Here is a 21,935-nt window from a genome sequence, read left to right on the forward strand (position 1 = left end):
AACGCTAATAAACCATTAGCAATCGAATAAAAAACCAAAGCACCAAGCAACCAAACCCCAACCACCGCAAAGCCAAAAAAAATTCAACTTGCCTTAACAACAACAGTACAAGTAATCCCAGCAGCCAACACAACCCCCTCAGGCACAAAATCAATCTTCACCCGAACGGGTACCCGCTGCGCAAGCCGAACCCAATTAAAAGTCGGATTCACATCAGCCAGCAGCTCCCGGCTTTCAGGATTATCCCGATCATAAATCCCACGAGAAATACTCTCGACATGCCCTTGCAGCGTCCCACCGCTCATGAGCCGCACCTCAGCCTTATCGCCGATCCGAACACGAGGCAACTTGGTCTCTTCAAAATAGCCATAAACCCAGAATGAATGACTATCGACAATCGCCAGCTTGGCGGAACCCGCAGTCGCATAATCGCCACGAAACACATTCAGGTTAGTGACATACCCATCAACCGGCGACACCACGCGAGTCCGCTCGAGATTCAACTTCGCAGCATCAAGCGCAGCCACCGCCTGCTGATAAGAAGCCTCAGCAGCAGAAGCAGTGTGAGTCGCATTCTCACGACTCTCCTTGGACACGACCAAAGCATCCATATCCGCCCGCCGCTGCGCATCATCGCGCTTCATCTGCAACTCGGCCTTGCGCGCGGCAACCGCCGCTTCCGCCTGCTCAACCGCAATCTGATAATGCGAAGGATCGATCTGCATCAACAGATCCCCTTTCTTCACCAGCTGATTGTCCTTAACAGGCAAATCGACAACCGCGCCGGAAACATCCGGCGCCACATTCACAATCTCAGCGCGCACGCGCCCATCGCGTGTCCACGGTTCATCCATGTAATGAACCCACAACACACGCCCAATCAAAATGGCGACGATAAAAATAATGGCTGTCGCGACGAAGCCAACAATATTTCGGATGGTCATGTTTCGACTCTGATCAACGATAAACGACGAGACCCAGCACGCCGCACACACACACGAGCAAACTGGCCCGGAACAAGGACGGATGCCACACCACGCGATAGAGGCCCGTATAGGCAATCACGCGGTCCAACATCCAGGTAAGCGCGGCGCCCGCGATAAACAGCAGCACAATGGCCGGCACGTAGGCGTCGAAAACGGCGATATCACGTGGCATGACGAACTCCTTCTGACGCGTCGGCCCGTCCGCTCAGCAGCGGTTCAAGCGGCGATTGCGGATCGAGCAGCGCGGTACGAATGAAATGCAGTTGACTCAGAATGCGTTGCAACTGATGCCGCTCCTCACGCGGCGGCGTGAAAGTGGCCAGCATCTGCTGAACCGCGGCGATGGCGTCGGTGGTCGCCGCCAGCGCGCGGTCGAAGCGGTCCGCGCGCGGCCGTTCGAACAGCGCGGTCACCGCGTCGCGCATCGCCCGCAATGTGACGCGCCACGGCATCGTCTGCGCATAGCGCGCGTCGCGGGGGAGTGCCGCTATTTCGCGGCGCAAGTCGATCATCGCGTTGCCCACTTCGAGCACCGAGAAGAGCCAGCGCAAGGTGTCGCGCTTGAGCTCGGGTTCGTTCTGTGCCAGCGCATTGATCTGGAACATCAGATCACGTGCGCCGCTCTCGAAGCGCGAACGCACCCGGCGCATGCTCGCGCGGCTTGCCAGCGCCACCTGGCGGCGCAGGTCCACCAGCAGGCGGTTGCGCAGCCACGGTGTCGAAGGCGGCAGCAGCACGGCAAAGGCGACCGCGCAGACCAGCATCGACAGGACTAGCGCGATGGCGTCGTTAATGGTGCCGCTCGGGTCGTAATGAATCAGGTTGTCCGGGCCGGCCAGGAAACAGAAGAAAATGCAGTAGCCGACACCGTAGCCGGCCAGCTTGGGCCGCGTCGTCATGAATACGCCGAGCAGCAGGAACGGCGTGAGCGCGGCGCACAGCAGCGGAAAGCCGTCGATGTGCGGATACACGCCGTACACCGCGATCATTCCCATCACCGAGGCGACCAGCGTGCCGCCGGCCATCTGGAACGCCGTGCGCTTCGGATTCGGCGACGACGACGCCAGCGCGCACACAGCCGCCGCGTCCAGCGTCAAGGTCGAGCCGCTCGGCCATGCGGTCGCAATCCAGAACGCGCCGAGCACCATCATCACAATGGCCGCCCGCAAACCGGCGACACCCGCGGCAATTCCGTTCGTCTTCGGTTCGTAACGCTCGATCCAGCGCTCGCGTTCGTGCGAGTCGACGGCAAGCGATGCATAGGTGGCCGCGTACGCGTGCAGATCGTCGATGAAGCGGTATAGCAGTTCGGCGCCGGTGTCGAAGTCGAGCAGCGGGGCGTCCGGCTGCGTTTCCAGCGCGGCGCGTGTCGCGCGCACCCGCTTGGGCAACTCCCCTTTGTACGCGTCGAGTTGCGCGGCGGCGTGCGCGGCATCCGCGGCGCTCAACACCGGTTCGCCGGATTTCGCGAGCAGCGGGGCGATTTCCTTGAAGTACGGTTCGAGCGCGCCGACCGCGACGTTTGCGCCATTCGTGTGCGTATCGCGCAGCCGGTTCATCAATTGATGCAGCGCGTGAAAGCGTGTCGAGGCGGTCATGAACTCGCTGTTCAGACGTGCGAGACGGCCGCCGCGCATCCGTGAATCAGGGCCTTCGAACACGGCGACACTGCGCGCCGCTTCGAAACCGACGATGTCGGCGACAAAGCCCGCATTGGTCGCTTCGATCTGCGCGCGGTCGTTGCGGCCTGCCAGCGAGGCCGACACATACTCGACGAACGCCGAGAAACGCGCGCGCACGGTGCCGCGCATCTGCAAGCCGGCGAACTGCGGAAACACCAGGCCGCTGACGGCGCCCGCGCAGACGATGCCGACCACCACTTCGGCTACCCGCGTGAGCGCGCTCAGAAACGCGCCGTCCGGATGCTGCGAGGCCGGAATACCGATCAGCGCGGCGGTATAGCCGGCCAGCACGAAACCGTAGGACTTGAAGTTGCGATTGCGCGCGGCGCCCGCGGTGCAGATGCCGACCCAGATCGCGGTCGCGACGATGAACAGTTCCGGCTGCTGCGCGAACAAGCCGATTAACGCGAGCATCACGACGAGGCCGACCAGCGTGCCGCAGATCCGGTAGAAGCTCTTGGCGAACACCATCCCGCTTTGCGGCTGCATCACGATGAACACGGTGGTCATGGCGGTGCGCGGTTGCGGCAGGTCGAGTTTCATCGCGATACCGAGCGCCAGAAAGCAGGCGGCCAGCGCTTTGAACAGATAGACCCACGTGAGGCCGTCGGTGCGCGCCCAGTCGGCTGCGGCCGAGTAGAGCGCGGCAAATGAGGCCGGGCGCGAGGCGGGGGAGGGGGAAGCTGACATGGTCGGCTTTCCTTACTCAGCCGTTGCCGCGGTGGCGGACGGGTGAGAGGCGCTAAGCGCTGCGCTCATACCGGTGTCGCGCGCCCGTTTGACAGCAGCGCCCGACGGCCCTGTCGCGGAGGCGGCAGGGTTGTGCGCTGGTGGCGTGGCGGCAGCGGGCGCGGTGTTATCCACGTGACTCGCCGAGCCGGTCTGCGTCGGCGCGTCCGAGGGCTGCGCCGCGGAAGTCGAACTTGCTGTCGCGTTTTTGCCCTTGCCATGCGCCGGCAACGTTTCGTTGGCCTGCGGACCGTTGGCCGGTTCGTCGAGTCCTCCACCCAAAGCCGTGACCAGCGACGCATGCGCGCCCAGCCGCTCGGCCTGAATCTTCGCGACGCCTTCCTGTGCCCGCAGCAGCTGATTTTGCGCGATCAGGACATTCAGATAGTCGGTCAAACCGCGCCGATACCCTTCGCGGGACAGCTCGTAGTTCCTGCGAGCCGCAGCGACCGAACGGTCTGCGTCCTGCGCCTGGGTCGCGAGCGAACGGATGCGGATCACCTGATCGGAGATGTCCTTCAGCGCGCCGACGATCGACTGGTTATAGCGATCGACCGCCTCGTCGTAACCCGCCGACGCCGCGCCGAGCTGCGAACGCAGGCGACCACCGTCGAAGATCGGCAACGACAGCGCCGGACCCGCGCTCCAGCTATGCGATGGGTCCTTCAGGAACTGGAACAGCGGCCCCATTGCCGCATAGCCGCCGATCGACGCCAGCAGGTTGATGTCCGGATAGAAGCTGGCCTTGGCGACGTCGATACCACGCGCTTGCGCGGCTACCGTCCAGCGCGCCGCGACCACGTCCGGCCGATGGCCGATCAGATCCGCGGGCAGCGCGCTCGGCAGACTGGCGGGCGCGGTGTCGAGCGAGAGCGTCGGCCGCTGGATGGCGTCACCCGCGCCCGGACCCTTGCCGGCCAGCGCGGCTAGCTGATTGCGGCCGAGGGCGATCTTTTCCTCGATCGCGTCGATCTGGCGTTCGTATTCCGGCATCGGCGTTTCGGCCTGGCTCACTTCGAGCTGGGTGCCGATGCCGCCCTTCAGACGCCGGTTCGCCAGATCGACGATCTGTTGCTGTTGCTGCAGCGTGGATCTGGCGATATCGAGCAGCGCGTAGTTCATCGACATCTCGATGTATGTGCGCACCACGTTGCCTTCCAGTTCGAGCTGGGCGGCGCGGAAGTCCGCCGCGCTCGCGTGAGCGGCGTCGAGCGCGCGTTCGGCCGCGTTCTTGTCCTTGCCCCAAAGATCGAGGTTGTACGACAGACCCAGCGTGCCGGTGTTGTTCCACGATTGCTCGCCCGCGAGCGGGCCGGGGCCGTAATAGAGGTTGTCGGCCCATTTCTGCCGCTGGATCGACAGGCTGCCGTTCACTTGCGGCGACAGCGCCGAACGGGCGACGCCCGCCATCGACATGGCTTCGCGCACGCGCGCCTGGGCAATTGAGAGACTCGGACTGCCGGCTTGGGCGGCTTCGACCCACTCGTTGAGCTGCGGGTCGTTATAGGCGCGCCACCAGTCGGCGGCCGGCCATTGGGCGTCCGCGTTGGCGGCCCGGATAGCGTTGCCTGCATCGAGCGAGGAGGGCTCGATTCCGCGCTCCTGCGGTGCGATGCCTCCGGTACTGGCACAGCCGGCGATTGTTAGTAGGATCGTAAGAACCGCGGTTGCGGCGATCCCTTTCTGTACCGGAGACTGCACGATTTCCTCCAAAATTGGCTATAGAAGCATGTGCGTCATTATATTTTTTGATTGATTGGGGAATAACCGGTAAAGATGCAAGGCATTTTTACGTAATATGAGACAATCGCCTTTGCGAATCATGTAACAATCGCTGCCGATCACACCCAATTTTGTTGCATGGGACCGGGGTAATGCTTTGCATGGGCCGGGTAACGCGCTACAGCGCGAACGCGGGCCGACCGCCAAAGCGCTAGCTCCGGATGGATAGGGAAAAGTATGGATACGCTTCAAAACATGCGCGTATTTGTCCGCGTCGTCGAAGCGGGCAGCTTTACGGGTGCCGCGCAGCACCTGAACACGACCACGGCGTACGCGTCGCGCGCGGTTTCCGACCTGGAAGCCCATCTGCGCACGCGTCTTCTGAACCGCACTACGCGCCGTATCGCGCTGACCGAGGCGGGCGAGCGCTACCTGCAGCGCTGCGAACAGATTCTCGCCTACGTGGATCAGGCCGAAGCGGAGGCCAGCGACGCCCACGCGCGCCCGTCCGGCAAGCTCAAGGTCCACGCCATGACGAGCTTCGGCCAGCACTATGTGGTGCCGGCGGTGGGCCGCTATCAGGAGCGCTATCCCGACGTGCATATCGAACTGACGCTCGCGCAGCGCATGCCCGACCTGCTCGACGAAGGTTTTGACGTGTCGCTGACCCTGGCAACCGGTCTGCCGGATTCAGGGCTGGTGTCGCAGCGGCTGGGTAGCGCGTTCAGCATCACCTGCGCGTCGCCGGCTTATCTCGAGCGGCATGGCGTGCCGCAAACGCCCTCTGACCTGGTGCGCCATACGTGCCTGCAAATGGTCACGCCGGTGTTTCCGACCGACAAATGGACCTTCGACGGCCCGAACGGCGAGGAGACGGTCTCCCTCGGACCCGCCACCTTCCAGGTCAACGTTGCCGAAGCCATGTCGGTGGCGGTGAGCAACGGCATGGGGATCGGACTGATTCCGATCTACTCGGCGATCAGCGGTTTGCGTAGCGGTGATCTCGTGTGGTTGTTGCCGGAATACACGTCGCAGGAAATGAATCTGTATGCGCTCTATCCGTCCCGGCAGTATCTGGACGCGAAAATTCGCACCTGGGTCGAATTCCTGCGCGACGAACTGCCCGGCACGCTGGCGGTCGATCAGGAAGAGTTGCGCCAGTTCGCGCGTACCTGAAGCGGCGCGGCGGAGGGCGCCTGGTCATTGCGGCGTGAATGCCTGTTACATAACTGCCGCGTCGCAACATTTCCTTACTTCTGCGCTGCGGTCGATTTGCTAACGTGTGATTCATGCGCTGCCGCATTCAGCTGGACGCGTTCAATTAGCCGCCGGTCGGCAAATCGCAACAACCGCAACAATTGAAGGAAGAGGGATTCATGGATACGCATCTGATGATCGGCGTGGCCGTCATGCTTGGATTGATTGGAATCGCCGCATCGCGTGATTTGCTGCGCCGTCTGCGTGTTCAGCAGCCGCAACTGGTGCCGATCAAGGTCGAGCGTCCCGATCTGCAGGGGCAAAGGCGCGATCACTGAGGTTTGCACGCACGGTCATCAATGCAGTGCTTCGATCAGACCCGGCTCGTCGTTGAGCGTACGGTCCACCGCTGGGCTTACCCGGTGCCAGCGAAATCGCGCGGCAGGTAGGCAGGCGCTGCGAGCGAGCTGCTCGAGTTCATCGAATTGCAGGGCGGGGTCCAGCCAGCGGCGCGCAGCTTCCGGCGCGAACACCAGCGGGCGGCGTCCGTGCACGTCGATCAGGCCGGCGTCCGCGGTGGCTGTCACGATCACCAGTCCCATGCCTTCTGTTTGCGGTTCCGTGCCGCGTACGCTGGATAAGGCCGCGAGGTACATCGGCGCATCGCTTTTCAGATGTACGAAGTAGGGCTGGCGGATTGTTGCCTCGGTTTCTCCTGCTTTATCTTCGATTGATGTTCCGGGCGCTGTTTCCATGCGCCATTCGAACCAGCCGTCCGCCGGCACCAATACCCGCCCGGTTTTCCACAGATCTTTGAAGTAGCGCGTATGCGGCGCGGTTTCGGCGCGCGCGTTGATCGTCTGCGGCAGATGCTGCTCGCGTGCCCAATCCGGGCAATAACCCCAATGGATTGCGTGCAATGTTTGGTCCGGGTAAATCGCGAGTGGATGGGTGCCCGGCGCGAGGTTGTAGCCAGGGCGGCGGTCGGCGTCGTCGAACAGCATCAACGGATCGGCGAGGCCGAGCTGCTGTGCGTACAGATGCGGATCGCGGTACTGGCTGATTCGACCACACATGAGCGACCTCCGGAGATGACCGGCCTGGCGGGTGACGCACTTGGGTTATGCGGGCGATTTGGCTTGGCGCTGAGACGTTCGAAGCGTTCGAAACGCCCGAAACGCCCGAAACGCCCGAAACGCCCGAAACGCCCGAAACGCCCGAAACGCCCGAAACGCCCGAAACGCCGATCATGCGCCGGCGAGACCCGAATCCGGCGACACCAACAGCGTAGTGCGTGCCGCCTGCCCGCGCTACCCAGATCGGCCCCAAGCCGACGACGCTATATCTCGACGACCTTATCCCACCTGAACTCCGGATTCTCCGGCTGACCGCTGCGCCGGTCGAGATAGCCGCGCGGATTGCAGACCACGCGCGTGCCGTTCACGGTGTAATCGAACGGTGTATGCGTATGCCCATGAATCCACAGTGCCACGGGCGAGCGCACCAGTTCCGGCAAATGATTGACGAAACCGGCCGACACGAGGTCCTCCGCGTAGCGCTCCGCCAGACTCAGCCGATGTGGCGCGTGATGCGTGACGACGATCGTCTTGCCGTCGAACGGCCTGGCCAGCTCGTTTTCGAGCCAGGTGCGAGCCCGCCGGTGCAGCGCGACGGAGTCGTCAGGCGTGAAATCGCGTGGTGAATCCTGCGTGTCGTGCGGCCAGTTCATCTGGATCAGGCCGCGGAAGTCGAGCATCGCGCGGCGCGATGCGGCGATGGACGCGGCGAGCGTGCGAGCATCCGCGCCGTATAACGCGAAGTCGGTCCACAAGGTGGTGCCGAGCACGCGCCAGCGGCCTTGCGGGTCGACCAGCGCGGCATTATTCAGCACATGCACGTTGTCGACTTGCGCGGCTGCGTCATAGAGTGCGGTTTCGAGCGCGCCGAATTCACCGTCGTAATACTCGTGATTGCCGGGCACGTAGACAACCGGCACGGCGCCGTCGAAGGTTTGCGCGGCCCAGCGCGGGCCGGCGGCGTGATTGTGGATGTCGCCGGCCAGCACGATCAGATCCGCGTGGGCATGCGGGATCAACTCGGGCTCGTCGTTCTCCAGATGCAGATCGGACAGCACTCGAATCTTCACGGCGACAACTCCTGCAATGGGCTTCGCACCAGACGGCGAAGGCTTCACATCCTAGCGTAGCACCTTGCCCGGATTCATCAGGTTCAGCGGGTCGAGCGCGCGTTTGACGGCGCGCATCAACTGCACCTCGACATCCTGCTTGTAGTGCATTGCCTCGTCGATCTTCAACTGGCCGAGGCCGTGTTCCGCGCTGATGCTGCCACGATGCCGGTGCACGCCGTCATAGACGAGCTGGTTGATCGGACCCTGCCAGGTCTTGAGGAAGGCTTTAGCGTCGACGCCCTCGGGCGCCTGCACGTTGTAATGCAGGTTGCCGTCGCCGAGATGCCCGAACGTGACCATGCGCGCGCCCGGCACCGCCTGCGCGATCGCCGCGTCGGTTTCCTCGATGAACCGGCCGATGCGCGAAATCGGCACCGCGATATCGTGCTTGATGTTCAGGCCTTCCTCAGCCTGCGCGAGCGGAATGTGCTCGCGCAGATTCCAGAACGCCCGCGATTGCGTGAGATTTTCCGCGACCACCGCGTCTTCGACCAGGCCTTCTTCGAGCGCGGTTTCCATCAGTCGCTCGAACAGTCCGCGCGCGTGCTCCTCGCTTTCGCTGTCCGACAACTCCAACAGCACGACTTGCGCATGCGGTTCGGCAAACGGATAGCGCATCTGTTCGAAATGCCTGCCCACTAGCCGCAGACAGAAATCCGACATCAGCTCGAAGCCGGTCAGCAGCGGCCCGGCGACGCGTTGCGTGAGCGACAGGAAATCGAGCGCCGCATGCGGCGACGCGAGCGCGGCGAGCGCCGTGACGCGCGCGGCCGGCTGCGGATGCAGCTTGAGCACGGCGGCGGTGATGATGCCGAGCGTGCCTTCCGCGCCGATGAACAGATCGCGCAGGTCGTAACCCGTGTTGTCCTTGCGCAGCCCGCGCAGGCCGTCCCACAGTTCGCCTTGCGCGGTGACCACTTCCAGACCGAGGCACAGCTCGCGCGTGTTGCCGTAGCGCAGTACGCCGGTGCCGCCCGCGTTGGTGGCGAGATTGCCGCCGATCGTGCAGCTGCCTTCCGCGGCGAGGCTCAGCGGGAACAGGCGGCCGGCCTCCTCGGCATGCTTCTGCACTTCAGCGAGGATGACGCCGGCTTCGACCGTGATCGTGTTGTTGTGCGGATCGATGTCGCGCACGCGATTCAGGCGCCGCAAACTGATGACCGCTTGCGCGCCGCTCGTATCCGGCGTGGCGCCGCCGGCCAGACCGGTGTTGCCGCCTTGCGGCACCAGTGCGATGCGATGTTCGACGGCGAGTTTGACGAGCGCCGCGACTTCGTCAGGCGTGGCCGGGCAGAGCACTGCGCAGGCCGCGCCGGTGTAGCGGCGGCGCCAATCGGTGAGGTAGGGGGCGGTGTCGTGCGGGTCGGTCAGCACCTGGGCGCCGCCGATGGCGTCGCGGCAAGCGGTGAGGAAAGCGGCTTGGGTCATGTTGGTCGGTCAGGTTGTTCGGCGGTCAGGTTATGCGGGAAGCGGTGTTCTCAGCGTGTGCTTCCCTCGATCCGCCCGGTGTTCTGCTTTGTGTTCTCTACTGCTGCCTGCCTCGCTGCGCGTTTTGCCGCGCGCTTGAACGGCGCGACATAGGCGAGTGTGCAGACGAAAAAAACCACGGCGAGGGCGGCTTCGAGCCAGCCGAGGCGCGCGCTCAGGCCGCGGTCGCTCCAGCCGCGCACGATGCCCTCGGCAAAATACAGGAGGATCAGCATCGACGCCCATTGCAGCGTGTAAAGCCGGTGCCGCCACACGCCGGGCAGGGCGAGCAGCAGCGGCACGGCTTTGAGCACCAGCGCCGAGCCGCCCGGACGCAGTGGCGCGAGCCACCATTCCCACGCGACGGATAGCACTATCAGCGCGAGCAAAGCGGCGACGGCGCCGAATGCGGCAGTGCGTTTTTGCTGCACGGGCTGCATGGGGATACCGGTTGCCGGCAGGGATGGGCTGGTTGCGGTGTTTGCCGCTGACGTGCCGGTTTGTGGCGCATCGTGGCCGGTCTCGGGCGGGCCCGCATCCTGCTCACTGCTGCTCGTGGCCGGCGGTACGTCCGGCTCGCTCGCTGTCATTGGAGCCCCTGAACCGCTCATGCGTGTATGTTCGTCCGGCTCACTCACGGCCGTTCGCTCATGGACGCCGCGGTGCGGGCAACGCGTGCGCCGAGGGCAATCGCAAGCGTTTTTTCGTCGGCGGAGATGCCCTGTTCGGCGGTGCCTGCGCGTGCGAAATGCGACGCGCCGTAAGGCGTGCCGCCGGTTTGCGTGGTGGAGAGCGCGCTCTCGGTGTACGGAATGCCGACGATCAGCATGCCGTGATGCAGAAGCGGCAGCATCATCGACAGCAGCGTCGACTCCTGGCCACCGTGCAAGCTGCCGGTGGACGTGAACACACAGGCCGGTTTGCCTGACAGCGCGCCGGAGAGCCACTGCGGCGTGGTGCTGTCGAGAAAATATTTCAGCGCAGCCGCCATGTTGCCGAAGCGGGTGGGTGAACCGAGCGCGAGACCGGCGCATTCCTCGAGGTCGCGCAGTTCGACGTAGGGCGGTCCTTCAGCGGGAATATCCGGCTGGGTGGCTTCGCAAACGGTGGAAACCGCCGGCACGGTGCGCACGCGCGCCTGCATGCCGGGGACGCTGTCGACGCCGTGCGCGATCGCCAGCGCAAGCTCGCGCGTGGCGCCGTGACGGCTGTAATAGAGCACGAGAATGTCTTTCATAGGCCTCATCGGTGAACGGGTATTATAGGGGCTGGGTCCGCTGCACAGGCCATCCATAGCCATTCGGCCAGGCCTCGCGCAGGGTCCTGAAACACCGTTTTATGAAGCAAGGAGGCAGGTTTGTTGTCCAGGGTGCGTTTCGATCTCGACACGCTCAAACGGCTCGCACAGTTTGCAGCGAAGCGCAGTAGCGAAGACCGCATTCCGCAGGTGGCCGGCAGCCTCACGTTCACCACCATGCTTTCGCTCGTGCCGCTTGCTACGGTCGCGTTTGCGCTGTTCACCGCGTTTCCGATTTTCAGTTCGTTTCAGATGTCGCTGCAGATTTTTCTCGCCGACCATCTGATGCCTGCGCAACTCAACAGTCAGATTTTCAACTATCTGAACGAGTTTGCTTCGAAGGCCAAGGGCCTCACGACCATCGGCATGATCTTTCTGTTCGTCACCGCCGTGATGACGATGATGACCGTGGAATCCGCTTTCAACGTGATCTGGCGGGTGCGCAAGGCGCGGCCGATCGCGCAGCGCATTCTGGTCTACTGGGCAATCATCACGCTCGGTCCGATTCTGATCGGCGTGAGCCTGTCGATTTCTTCCTATCTGTTTACGCGGTCCATTGCGTTGACGGCCGCCCAGCATATTCCGTCTGTGATCGACTGGGCGCTGACCGGCGCCGCGCTGCCGTTGACAGCGCTCGCCTTTACGATGCTCTACGTGTTCCTGCCGAACTGCCGGGTGGAATGGCGCGACGCGGTGATCGGCGGAATTACTGCCGCGATTGCTTTTGAACTCGCCAAGCGCGGCTTTGGTTATTACGTGCGCCGCATTCCTACCTATACCGCGGTGTACGGCGCCTTTGCCGCTGTGCCGCTATTCCTGCTGTGGATGTACCTCTGCTGGTTCATCGCGCTGGCCGGCGCGATGATCGCCTCAGCGTTGCCGGCGATCCGCATCGGCCAGTTTCACCGGCCGACTTTTGAGGGCAGCGATCTGTTCGACTCGCTTGAACTCCTCGCGCGGCTCTCGGAAGCGCGCGATGCAGGCAAGCGCGGTTACACGGTGCAAGAACTCTCGCGCATGCTGCGCCGTGAGATGGATACCACCCTCCACCTGCTGCAAAAGCTCGAGGAGATCGAGTGGATTGCGCGCCTGGAGGACGACGGCACGCGTCCGCATTTCCTGCTGCTGGCGAATCCGGCGCAGATCACGGTCGAGCGTCTGTTCAACCTGTTCGTGATCGACCGCGCGGAGCTCGAATATCAGCTTGAATTGGACTCTACGCGCGTGGATGGTCAGACGCTTCTGGCGGCGCTGGAAAACGACAAGCTGAAAGTGACGCTCGCCACACTGCTGGCGGTGCGAGCCGCCGCGCGGGCGACGCGCACGCAGGAAAGCGAGCAGGGCGCTTCTTCAATGCCTCATCAGGCTGCCTGAAGCGGTGGCGAAACGGTGGTAGCGGGAATCCACATCACACGGACCAGGCTTACCGCGAAACGTGGCAATTCGAATGCCTTATGAGGCAGGTTGAATTTACAGTGAAGTCATCGCAGCGGGAAAGAAACGCAACAGCGGGACACAACAGCCGGACACCGAAGCTGGACACAAAAGCGGCGGCAAACCTAAAGCGAAATTTTCCCGACGCAGATGTCCTTGAACATCACCCAATCGCCCATCAGGCTATAAAGCGGATGCCTGAAGGTAGCCGGCCGGTTCTTCTCGAAGAAGAAATGCCCGACCCAGGCAAAGCCGTATCCACAGATTACGGCAGCCGGCAGCCATAGCCAGTCACCGGTGGCGAGCGCCATGGCGAGGCAACCGATCACGCCGAGCGAACCCACGAAATGCAGCCGCCGCGATACCGTGTTGCGATGTTCGCTCAGGTAATACGGATAGAACTCCGCGAAACTCGCGAAGTGATCGGTGTGCGCGGTTTGAGCCATCACAGCCTCCGAATGTCGACGCTACTCCATTCCGTGCCCGTCGCTCCCACGTTGCTGCGCCGCGCGCCGGCATGCTCGAAACGCGCGTGAAACAGGACAGGCTTGACCCATTGTGCGGCTATCGGGGCATGCGCGCAACCTGGCCATTCGGCCGATGGCGCGCCTCGGCTTGCCCGGTTATCGTGACGGCTCGCAGTAATTATCGAACGCCGTCTGGAACGGTGTTTGTGGCCTTCGAGGCGAAGCTGAACAGCGCGTCGAGCGTGGCATCGGGCTGCTCGGTCATCAACGCATGGCCGGCTTCAAGCACGACAGTGTCGACGGGTACGCCGGCCCGGGAGAGCGCGTCGGCGAGCGCCTTGGCCGCACGCGGCGGCGTCATCGCATCGCGCCGGCCCACGATCAGGCGCGTTGGGCAACGCACCGCGGTGGCGCGTGTGAGGCCGTCCGCGTAGCTGTTGCAGGCGGTGAAATCGGTGTGGAACAGGTGCGGCTCGCCGTTCGCAGAGACACGTTCCATCAGCCGCTGGTTCATGCCGTGCAGCCAGAAGCCCGGGCCGGGACATGACGGTTTGGCGGCAAGTGTCGAATGCGACCATTGATTGACCATGCCGATTGCATCGGGCTCGCGATGCAGGGCGGCGTCGAGCAAGGCGTCGGAGACGGCCATGGGCACGGCGGTGGCGAGCAGCGCCAGGTGCGTCACGCGCTCCGGATAGCGGCCGGCGAAGTCGAGTGCGATCAACGAGCCCATGCTGTGGCCGGCCACGAATGCGCGCTGTACGCCGGCGGCGTCGAGCAGGGCGGCCAGCCAGTCGGCCATTGCTGTAACGGTGGTGAGCGCCGGACCGGCGCTGCGGCAGTGTCCGGGCAGATCGACCGCCAGCACGCTGAAGCCGTGGTGCGCGAAGTAACGCGTTTGCAACGCCCACACGCTATGGTCATGCTCGGCGCCATGGATGAACACTGCGGTTGGCAGGTTGCGGTCGAATGGTTTGCCGCCGGTATACGCGTAAGCCGGCTTGTCTTGAACGGTGAGGATCATGCGGACTCCGGGCGGGGCTTGGTGGCATCGGCGGGCGGGGCGGATGGGTTGCCGGCTGTCGGAGCAGCGGATGAAACGGAGAGGTTGCCGTTGGTTTGAGCCGCGGCTGATTTGGTGGGGTTGCTTTGAGTCGGAGCAGCGGCTGATTTGACGGAACTGCTGTTAGTCGAAGCAGCGGCTGAGTTCGACTCGCTGTTTTTTGCCACGCTGGACGGACCGGATGACCCGCTTCCCGGCGCCGTCGTTCCGCTCGCTTTCTGCGCGGCTTTCAGTGCCCGTTTGAGGTCGTCGATCAGATCGTCGGGGTCTTCGAGGCCGATCGACAGGCGGATCGTGCCCTCAGCGATGCCGGCTGCGGCGAGCGCGGCGGCGTCCATGCGGAAATGCGTCGTCGATGCGGGATGGATGACCAGGGAGCGCGCGTCGCCGACGTTCGCGAGATGGGAGAACAGCGACAACGCTTCAATAAAGCTGCGTCCGGCGGCGCGGTCGCCGCGCAGATTGAAGCTGAATACCGCGCCCGCGCCACGTGCCAGCAGACGCTTCGCGAGCGCGTGGTCCGGATGCGACGGCAGTTCCGGGTAAGCGACGGCTTCGACGGCTGGGTGTGCGCACAGGAATTCGACCACCCTGCGTGTATTCGCGACGTGCCGTTCCATGCGCAGCGGCAGCGTCTCGATGCCTTGCAGAAGTTGCCAGGCGGCCTGGGGATGCAGGCATGCGCCGAAGTCGCGCAAGCCCTCGCGGCGCGCGCGCAGGAGCAACGGCGCGACTGTGCTTTCCTCGGCGAACACCATGCCGTGAAAGCCCTCGTACGGCTCGGTAAATTCGGGGAAGCGGCCGGACGCGTTGAAGTCGAAGGTGCCCCCGTCCACGAGTACACCGCCGATCGTGGTGCCGTGGCCGCCGAGGAATTTGGTCGCCGAGTGATAGACGAAGTCGGCGCCGTGCTCGAACGGCTTGAGCAGGTAAGGTGTGGTGAAGGTCGAATCGACCAGCAGCGGCACGCGGTGCTCATGCGCGAGCTGCGCCACCGCGGCGATATCGAGCACGTCGAGGCCCGGGTTGCCGAGTGTTTCGCCGAACAGCAGGCGCGTATTCGGGCGTAGCGCGGAGCGCCACGCGTCGAGGTCGCCCGGTTTGACGAAGGTCGTCTCGATGCCGAAACGCCGCAGCGTGTAGTGCAGCAGGTTATGCGAGCCGCCGTACAGCGCGCTGGAGGCGACGATATGAGAGCCGGCGCCCATCAACGTGGCGATTGCCAGATGCAATGCGGCCTGGCCGCTGGCGGTGCCGATCGCGCCCGCGCCGTTTTCCAGCGCGGCAACCCGTTCCTCGAATACGGCCACGGTCGGATTCGAGATGCGCGAATAGACGTGGCCGGCGCGTTCCATATTGAAGAGCGCCGCGGCGTGGTCCGAGTCGCGGAACGAAAACGAGGTAGTCTGGTAAATAGGCGTGGCGCGCGCGCCGGTGGTCGGGTCGGGCGCGGCGCCGGCGTGCAGCGCAAGCGTATCGAAACGGTTGGCGGACATCCTGGGCGGCGAGGCCACGGACGGCCTCGCGAAAGGTGAAAGTGGCGGTCATCCTATCACCGGCATGGATCGCTTCAAGCGCGGTTTTCCCGCGGGTTGGCGAATGCGGGCGCGCTGAACGGCACCTGGCTGCCCCTGCAAACGCCCGTGGCGCCTTGGTGGGCGGGCCGCTTTCCTTTTATGGGCCTTTCCGCTAGGATCGAAAGTCATTCAGGCAATATCAGCTTAGCGGGTATCACGGAGACAGAACATGCGAGTCAGCGACATTCTTAAAGTCAAAGGCAACACCCTTTTTACGGTCACGCCGGACACAACGCTGCACGACGCAGTCAATACGATGGCGGAGCACGATATCGGCTCGCTGGTCGTGATGGAGTACGGCGATCTCGTCGGCATGCTGACGTTTCGTGAAATCATTCTGACCTTGAGCAAGCATGGTGGCAGCCTCGGCACCTCCACGATCCGCAAGCTGATGGATGACCACCCGCTCACCTGCACGCCCGAAACGGACGTCAACGAGGTTCGTCGCATGATGCTCGAGCATCACGTGCGCTATTTGCCGGTGCTGGAGAGCCGCACGCTGATGGGCGTGATTTCGTTCTACGACGTTGCGAAGGCAGTCGTCGAGGAGCAGGGCTTCGAAAACCGCATGCTCAAGGCCTACATCCGCGACTGGCCGGAAGAGCCGCAGGAGCAGCAACCGGCGCCGCGCTAAATCACTAACGCGCGGTGGCTCACCGCGGCGCTTGCGCCGTTGCCGTGAGTGTGAAGATGCAGTCAGGGCGCGCGCGAAAGCGTGCGCTTTTTTTGTGCCCGGCCCTTTTTCCCTTTGTTGCTCTTTTAGGCTGTTCTCCGAACTTCATGAGCGATCGTCCGTTACCTGCCGCCCGCCGTACCGCCCGCCCTCAGGACGCGCACGAGTCGCAGTTCCGCCTGCTCGGCCAGCGCCGCTTCGCGCCGTTTTTCTGGACCCAGTTTCTTGGCGCGATGAACGACAACGTCTTCAAGATCGGCTTCACGTCGCTCGTCACGTATCAGGCGGCGCGCTTTTCCGGCGTCGATCCGAAAACCGCGGCGTTCCTGATTTCGGCGATCTTCATTCTGCCGTTCGTGCTGCTGTCGGCCACCTCCGGCCAGATCGCGGACAAGTACGACAAGGCGATGCTCACGCGCTTCGTCAAGAGCTTCGAAATCGTCGTGATGTTGATCGGCGGCGCGGGGTTCTGGCTGCATAGCGCGCCGCTGCTGTATCTGTGCACGTTTCTGATGGGCGTCCACTCGACCGTGTTCGGACCGGTCAAGTATTCGTATCTGCCGCAGCATCTGTCGAAGTCGGAACTGGTCGGCGGTAACGGGATGGTCGAGATGGGTACCTTCGTCGCGATCCTGATCGGCACGATCGTCGGCGGCGTGGCCGCGGGATTTGTCGAGCACGGCGCGGTGGTGCTGGCCTGTGCCTGTGTCGGTATTGCGCTGGTGGGGCGGCTGGTGTCGAACTTCGTGCCTGTCACGGCGGCCCCACAGCCCGATCTGCGCATCAACTGGAATCCGGTCAGCGAGACCTGGCGCAACCTGAAACTCGCGCGCGAGAACCGGACTGTGTTTCTGAGTCTGCTGGGGATTTCCTGGCTGTGGTTCGTCGGCGCGACTTTTCTGTCTTCGTTTTTCAGTTTCGCGAAAAATGTGCTGTCCGCCGATCCGGACGTGGTGACCGTGTTGCTCGGCACGTTCTCGATCGGCATCGGCCTCGGTTCGCTGATGTGCGAAAAGCTCTCGAAGCGCCGTATCGAAATCGGCCTCGTGCCGCTCGGCTCGATCGGCATGAGCGTGTTTGCGATCGATCTATTCTTCGCGAGTCATGCGTTGCCGGCCGCCGGCCATTTGCTGAGCGTCGGCGAATTCATCGTGCGGCCTGCTCATTGGCGCGTGCTGGCCGATCTGTTTCTGCTAGCCATGTTCGGCGGTTTCTATAGCGTGCCGCTCTATGCGCTGATCCAGAGCCGGAGCCAGCCGACCCACCGCGCGCGTATCATCGCCGCGAACAATATTCTGAATTCGCTGTTCATGATCGTCTCGGCGCTGATGGCGATGGGCCTGACCGCGGCGGGCTTCAGCATTCCGGCGATTTTCCTCGTCACCGCGCTGCTGAACATCGTCGTCGCGACGTACATTTATTCGCTCGTGCCCGAGTTTTTACTGCGCTTTATCGCCTGGGTGCTGGTGCATACGTTCTACCGGATTCGTCTCGTGCATGCCGAACGGATTCCGGAAGAGGGCGCGGCCGTGCTGGTGTGCAATCACGTGAGTTTTGTCGACGCGATCGTCATCATGGCCGAGAGTCCGAGGCCGATCCGTTTCGTGATGGACCATCAGATTTTCAAGTCGCCGTTCGCCGGCTGGGTGTTCCGCCATGCGAAAGCGATTCCGATCGCACCCGCCCATCAGGATCCGGCACTGCTGACGCGCGCCTATGAGCGCTGCGCGGAGGCGCTCGCCGAGGGCGATCTGGTCTGCATCTTCCCGGAAGGCAAGCTGACGAAGACCGGCGAGATGAATCCGTTCCGCCACGGCGTGACCGAGATCATTCGCCGCACGCCGGCGCCGGTGATACCGATGGCGCTGCGCGGCCTGTGGGGAAGCGTGTTTTCACGCGCCAGCGACGCCCGCTGGCCGCGGCCGATCCAGAAGGGCGTGATGAGCCGGCTGACGCTGGCGGTGGGGGAGCCGATCGATCCGGCGCACGCGACACCGGAAGTGCTGCAACAGATCGTCACGGAGTTGCGTGGGGCGCGGAAGTAACGCGGCAATGTGGATGGATATCCGACGCCGGTCGGGATCGTGCTGCAAATTGCCGCGTGACGCCACTAGCGAAAGTATCCATCCCGATGGGTCGGGCATCCTGTGCGCCCACTCGTGCCGCTGCGCCCCTCACGCGACTTGTCCAGAAGACATAGGCCGGTACGCATCCGGGCCCTAGCCCCTTTAGGGCTGGCATAATGGCGCTTTCCCCGCATTTCTTTGGACGACGCCCATGTCCGGCAATACGCTCGGTACGCTTTTCACAGTCACGACCTTCGGCGAATCGCACGGCCCCGCTATCGGCTGCGTGATCGACGGCTGCCCGCCGGGCATGGCGCTCGGCGAAGCCGACATCCAGCTCGAACTCGACCGCCGCAAACCCGGCACGTCGCGCCACGTTACGCAGCGCCAGGAAGAAGACAAGGTCGAGATCCTGTCGGGTGTGTTCGAAGGCCAGACCACCGGCGCGCCGATCGCGCTGCTGATCCGCAATACGGACCAGCGCAGCAAGGATTACGGCAATATCGCCGACACCTTCCGCCCCGGTCACGCCGATTACGCCTACTGGCAGAAATACGGCATTCGCGACTATCGCGGCGGCGGCCGTTCGTCGGCCCGTCTGACTGCGCCGACAGTGGCGGCAGGCGCGGTGGCGAAGAAATGGCTGCGCGAAAAATTCGGCACGGAGATTCGCGGCTACATGTCGGCGCTCGGCGAGATCAACGTGCCGTTCGTCGACTGGGCGCATGTGCGTGAGAACCCGTTTTTCGTCCCGAATGCGGAGATCGTGCCGGAGCTGGAAGCCTATATGGACGCATTGCGTAAAGACGGCGACTCGATCGGCGCGCGCATCAATGTCGTGGCTTCCGGCGTGCCGGTCGGACTCGGCGAACCGCTGTTCGATCGCCTTGACGCGGACATCGCGCACGCCATGATGGGCATCAACGCGGTGAAGGGCGTGGAAATCGGCGCGGGCTTCGCCAGCGTCGCGCAACGCGGCTCGGTGCATGGCGACGAATTGACGCCGGAAGGCTTTGTCGGCAATCACGCGGGTGGCGTGCTCGGCGGTATTTCGACCGGGCAGGACATCACGGTGTCGATCGCGATCAAGCCGACTTCGAGTATCCGCACGCCACGCCGCTCGATCGACAAGGCAGGGCAGCCGGTCATCGTCGAAACGTTTGGGCGTCACGACCCGTGCGTCGGCATCCGTGCCACGCCGATCGCCGAATCCATGCTCGCGCTGGTGCTGATCGACCACGCGCTGCGTCACCGTGCGCAATGCGGCGACGTCGCTGTGAGCACACCGAAGATCGCGGCGAGCGCGCCGTAACGGGCGCTCGCCGAGCGTCTTCATACTGCGCGCGCAGCTTCGTTTCAATGACCGATATAAACACCGAGCCGGCAGATAGCCAACTTGTGGATCTGCGCGCGCGTGCCGCCGCGCCGCAGGCTCGCGCGACCGATTGCCTCGCGTTAGGACAAACGCTGCTGCAACACGCCGGGCGCGACAAAGCCCGCCAGCGCGAAGCGCTTGTAGCATTGGTGCGCGCCTATCAACTCGATCCCGCTTGCGAATCCACGCTGCTTCACACAATTGCGCAGACGGCGTTCATCGTGCGTGATTGGGCACTCGTCGAGTCCGCCACTACGCTGCTTCTCGAACGGAACGGCGAAGACGCCAACGCGCTGATCTGGCGCGCAGCGGCCGTGCAACAAAGCAACGACTTCCACACCGCTGAGCGGCTGCTGCGCGAAGCCGTGCGTGTCGTGCCCGGCAATCCGGTGGCGCTTCACAAGCTCGCATTGTGCATCAAGGAGCAGGCCCGTTTTGCCGAAGCTGAAGCCTTGCTGAGGCAGGTGCTCGTGTTATCGCCGGATAACGTGCATGCCCTGTTCGATCTGTCGGAACTCGAAATCCGCACGGGGCGTTTCGCCGAAGGCTGGGCGAATTACGAATCGCGCATGGCGTTCGGCAACGATTTGAATGACGCGCAGCATGCGCTCGCTGCGATCAGCGCGCATTGGCAGGGCGAGTCACTGGAAGGCAAAACGCTGGTCGTGTACGGCGAGCAAGGCAATGGCGACTGTCTTTGGGCGGTGCGCTTTTTACCGTTGCTGGCCGAGCGGGCGCGCCGGGAGGGCGGCCGGGTGATTTTCGGTCACGACGGGCCGTTGCGGCATCTATTCGAACGAATGCTGCCGGCTGACTTGCCGTTGGAAACGAGCCTTGAAACGCAGCCTGATTTCCATTGCGGGTTGATGAGCTTGCCGCTGCGGTTTGGCGTCTTTGATGCAACCGGCTGGGGTGTGCCGTATCTGAGCGCGGAGCCCGCACGCGCGCAGGTCTGGCGCGAGTGGGTTCAAGCCCACACGGCCGGCAAGCCGGGCAATCGCAAAATCGGCCTGGTGTGGAACGGCAATCCTGACCATATCCGCGATAGCCGGCGGTCGGTGCCCGTTGAACAACTCGAGACACTATTGACCGTGCCGGGTGTGACCTGGTTTGCGTTGTCGCCTGGGCGCAGCGAGACGGTCGCGCAGTGGCAGGCTCAAGGTCTCGAGGTTGTCGACCTGACTCACCATTTTCAGTCCGGATTCGACGATGTCGCTGCGTTGCTGGCGAATCTGGATCTGGTCGTCACGATTGACAGCGGGCCCGCGCATCTGGCGGGAGCGCTCGGTGTGCCGACCTGTTTGATGATCGATCATGTGTCGGCGTGGTTTTGGGGCGACGAGTCGCGGACCACGGCCTGGTACGATTCGATTGAGCTCTTTCGTCAGCCTGAAATTGGCGCGTGGGCGCCGGTGCTGGCTAGCGTGCGGGAGCGGATTGAAACGGTGCGGGGTGCTTGAGCTTTTTGCTGTGCGGCGGCGTTGATAATGCACCTGCACCTGCACCTGCTGCGGCACTTGCAGATGCATCTTGATTTTTTGCCCGCCCGGAGCGATTGACTGCGTGCCGCACGCGGACAGATAAACAGGCTCCGCGCACGGCAAACAAACACCGAATTACATATTCGGATAGTTGGGCCCACCACCGCCTTCAGGCGTCACCCACACGATGTTCTGCGTCGGGTCCTTGATATCGCAGGTCTTGCAGTGCACGCAGTTCTGCGCGTTGATCACCAGCCGCTCGCTGCCATCATCGTTCTTCACGAACTCATAGACAGCGGCCGGGCAGTAGCGTGACTCCGGACCGGCATAGGTCTGCCAGTTCACATTCACCGGCACTGACGGATCTTTCAGCGTCAGGTGAGCCGGCTGGTTCTCCTCATGGTTGGTGTTCGAAATGAACACCGAAGACAACCGGTCGAACGTCAGCTTGCCATCCGGCTTCGGATACACGATCGGCTTGCACTGCGAAGCCGGCTTCAGCATCTCGTGATCGGAATGCTGGTGATGCAG

At 63.3% G+C, this 21,935-nt stretch carries 21 protein-coding genes; 8 read left to right on the forward strand and 13 right to left on the reverse strand.

The window, feature by feature from the left end:
• Positions 1 to 83 precede the first annotated feature (83 nt).
• Genes PQQ95_RS36020 through PQQ95_RS36035 form a run of 4 tightly spaced genes read right to left on the reverse strand, consistent with a single transcriptional unit; the run spans position 84 to position 5,098 of the window.
• On the reverse strand, positions 84 to 944 hold the full coding sequence (locus PQQ95_RS36020; RefSeq protein WP_408447029.1) for an efflux RND transporter periplasmic adaptor subunit: 861 nt from the start codon (positions 942 to 944) through the stop codon (positions 84 to 86).
• Positions 945 to 957: 13 nt separating this feature from the next.
• Entirely contained in the window at positions 958 to 1,158 is a 201-nt protein-coding gene (locus tag PQQ95_RS36025; RefSeq protein ID WP_408447032.1) for a DUF1656 domain-containing protein, read from the reverse strand.
• On the reverse strand, positions 1,148 to 3,358 hold the full coding sequence (locus PQQ95_RS36030) for an FUSC family protein (protein WP_408447035.1): 2,211 nt from the start codon (positions 3,356 to 3,358) through the stop codon (positions 1,148 to 1,150). Before PQQ95_RS36030 ends, PQQ95_RS36025 begins: the two co-directional genes overlap by 11 nt.
• Before the next feature lie 12 nt (positions 3,359 to 3,370).
• Complete coding sequence (locus tag PQQ95_RS36035) at positions 3,371 to 5,098, reverse strand: efflux transporter outer membrane subunit (RefSeq protein WP_408447038.1); 1,728 nt, start codon at positions 5,096 to 5,098, stop codon at positions 3,371 to 3,373.
• 258 nt (positions 5,099 to 5,356) lie between these two features.
• Between PQQ95_RS36035 and PQQ95_RS36040 the strand changes: the two genes are divergently transcribed.
• Positions 5,357 to 6,295 carry a LysR family transcriptional regulator gene (locus PQQ95_RS36040; protein WP_408447041.1) on the forward strand — a complete coding sequence of 313 codons (939 nt, stop codon included), beginning with the start codon at positions 5,357 to 5,359 and terminating at the stop codon, positions 6,293 to 6,295.
• 200 nt (positions 6,296 to 6,495) lie between these two features.
• Positions 6,496 to 6,654 carry a hypothetical protein gene (locus PQQ95_RS36045; protein WP_408447044.1) on the forward strand — a complete coding sequence of 53 codons (159 nt, stop codon included), beginning with the start codon at positions 6,496 to 6,498 and terminating at the stop codon, positions 6,652 to 6,654.
• Between the two features lie 18 nt (positions 6,655 to 6,672).
• Here the strand turns inward: PQQ95_RS36045 and PQQ95_RS36050 are convergent, their stop codons facing one another.
• Entirely contained in the window at positions 6,673 to 7,392 is a 720-nt protein-coding gene (locus PQQ95_RS36050; RefSeq protein ID WP_408447047.1) for an SOS response-associated peptidase, read from the reverse strand.
• Between the two features lie 47 nt (positions 7,393 to 7,439).
• On the opposite strand from PQQ95_RS36050, the gene PQQ95_RS36055 reads away from it, so the two are divergent.
• Positions 7,440 to 7,607, forward strand: a complete 168-nt coding sequence (locus PQQ95_RS36055) for a hypothetical protein (protein WP_408447050.1) — start codon at positions 7,440 to 7,442, stop codon at positions 7,605 to 7,607.
• Between the two features lie 48 nt (positions 7,608 to 7,655).
• Here PQQ95_RS36055 and PQQ95_RS36060 read toward each other — a convergent pair whose 3' ends face one another.
• From PQQ95_RS36060 to wrbA, 4 genes are all read right to left on the reverse strand, one after another.
• Positions 7,656 to 8,462 (reverse strand): metallophosphoesterase, encoded by an 807-nt coding sequence (locus PQQ95_RS36060; RefSeq protein WP_408447053.1) that lies wholly within the window; start codon positions 8,460 to 8,462, stop codon positions 7,656 to 7,658.
• 51 nt (positions 8,463 to 8,513) lie between these two features.
• A complete protein-coding gene (locus PQQ95_RS36065) occupies positions 8,514 to 9,932 on the reverse strand; it encodes an FAD-binding oxidoreductase (protein ID WP_408447055.1) in 1,419 nt (472 codons plus the stop codon).
• Positions 9,933 to 9,982: 50 nt separating this feature from the next.
• Complete coding sequence (locus PQQ95_RS36070; RefSeq protein ID WP_408447079.1) at positions 9,983 to 10,411, reverse strand: DUF2069 domain-containing protein; 429 nt, start codon at positions 10,409 to 10,411, stop codon at positions 9,983 to 9,985.
• 194 nt (positions 10,412 to 10,605) lie between these two features.
• The gene (gene wrbA / locus PQQ95_RS36075; RefSeq protein WP_408447058.1) at positions 10,606 to 11,208 is read right to left on the reverse strand and encodes an NAD(P)H:quinone oxidoreductase; all 603 of its coding nucleotides are present in this window, start codon (positions 11,206 to 11,208) and stop codon (positions 10,606 to 10,608) included.
• Between the two features lie 120 nt (positions 11,209 to 11,328).
• Between wrbA and PQQ95_RS36080 the strand changes: the two genes are divergently transcribed.
• Entirely contained in the window at positions 11,329 to 12,642 is a 1,314-nt protein-coding gene (locus PQQ95_RS36080; RefSeq protein ID WP_408447060.1) for a YihY family inner membrane protein, read from the forward strand.
• A 185-nt stretch (positions 12,643 to 12,827) separates the two neighbouring features.
• Here PQQ95_RS36080 and PQQ95_RS36085 read toward each other — a convergent pair whose 3' ends face one another.
• From PQQ95_RS36085 to PQQ95_RS36095, 3 genes are all read right to left on the reverse strand, one after another.
• Positions 12,828 to 13,148 carry an Mpo1-like protein gene (locus PQQ95_RS36085; RefSeq protein ID WP_012433756.1) on the reverse strand — a complete coding sequence of 107 codons (321 nt, stop codon included), beginning with the start codon at positions 13,146 to 13,148 and terminating at the stop codon, positions 12,828 to 12,830.
• A gap of 199 nt (positions 13,149 to 13,347) precedes the next feature.
• Positions 13,348 to 14,193 carry an alpha/beta fold hydrolase gene (locus PQQ95_RS36090; RefSeq protein WP_408447063.1) on the reverse strand — a complete coding sequence of 282 codons (846 nt, stop codon included), beginning with the start codon at positions 14,191 to 14,193 and terminating at the stop codon, positions 13,348 to 13,350.
• Positions 14,190 to 15,728, reverse strand: coding sequence for an O-acetylhomoserine aminocarboxypropyltransferase (locus tag PQQ95_RS36095; RefSeq protein ID WP_408447066.1), 1,539 nt, complete (start codon positions 15,726 to 15,728; stop codon positions 14,190 to 14,192). The genes PQQ95_RS36090 and PQQ95_RS36095 overlap by 4 nt, the downstream gene beginning before the upstream one ends.
• Positions 15,729 to 15,978: 250 nt before the next feature.
• Between PQQ95_RS36095 and PQQ95_RS36100 the strand changes: the two genes are divergently transcribed.
• From PQQ95_RS36100 to PQQ95_RS36115, 4 genes are all read left to right on the forward strand, one after another.
• Positions 15,979 to 16,443 carry a CBS domain-containing protein gene (locus PQQ95_RS36100; protein WP_115780518.1) on the forward strand — a complete coding sequence of 155 codons (465 nt, stop codon included), beginning with the start codon at positions 15,979 to 15,981 and terminating at the stop codon, positions 16,441 to 16,443.
• A gap of 146 nt (positions 16,444 to 16,589) precedes the next feature.
• The gene (locus PQQ95_RS36105; protein ID WP_408447069.1) at positions 16,590 to 18,527 is read left to right on the forward strand and encodes an MFS transporter; all 1,938 of its coding nucleotides are present in this window, start codon (positions 16,590 to 16,592) and stop codon (positions 18,525 to 18,527) included.
• Between the two features lie 232 nt (positions 18,528 to 18,759).
• Positions 18,760 to 19,860: a chorismate synthase gene (gene aroC / locus PQQ95_RS36110; protein WP_408447071.1), complete on the forward strand. Its 1,101-nt coding sequence runs from the start codon at positions 18,760 to 18,762 to the stop codon at positions 19,858 to 19,860.
• Positions 19,861 to 19,907: 47 nt separating this feature from the next.
• On the forward strand, positions 19,908 to 21,383 hold the full coding sequence (locus PQQ95_RS36115) for a tetratricopeptide repeat protein (protein ID WP_408447074.1): 1,476 nt from the start codon (positions 19,908 to 19,910) through the stop codon (positions 21,381 to 21,383).
• Between the two features lie 156 nt (positions 21,384 to 21,539).
• On the opposite strand, the gene PQQ95_RS36120 is transcribed toward PQQ95_RS36115, so the two are convergent.
• Positions 21,540 to 21,935, reverse strand: a 396-nt coding sequence (locus tag PQQ95_RS36120) for a 4Fe-4S dicluster domain-containing protein (protein WP_408447077.1), incomplete at its 5' end; no start/stop codon positions are given.

The organism is Paraburkholderia caffeinilytica, assembly GCF_046030355.1.
Taxonomy (GTDB): domain Bacteria; phylum Pseudomonadota; class Gammaproteobacteria; order Burkholderiales; family Burkholderiaceae; genus Paraburkholderia; species Paraburkholderia caffeinilytica_B.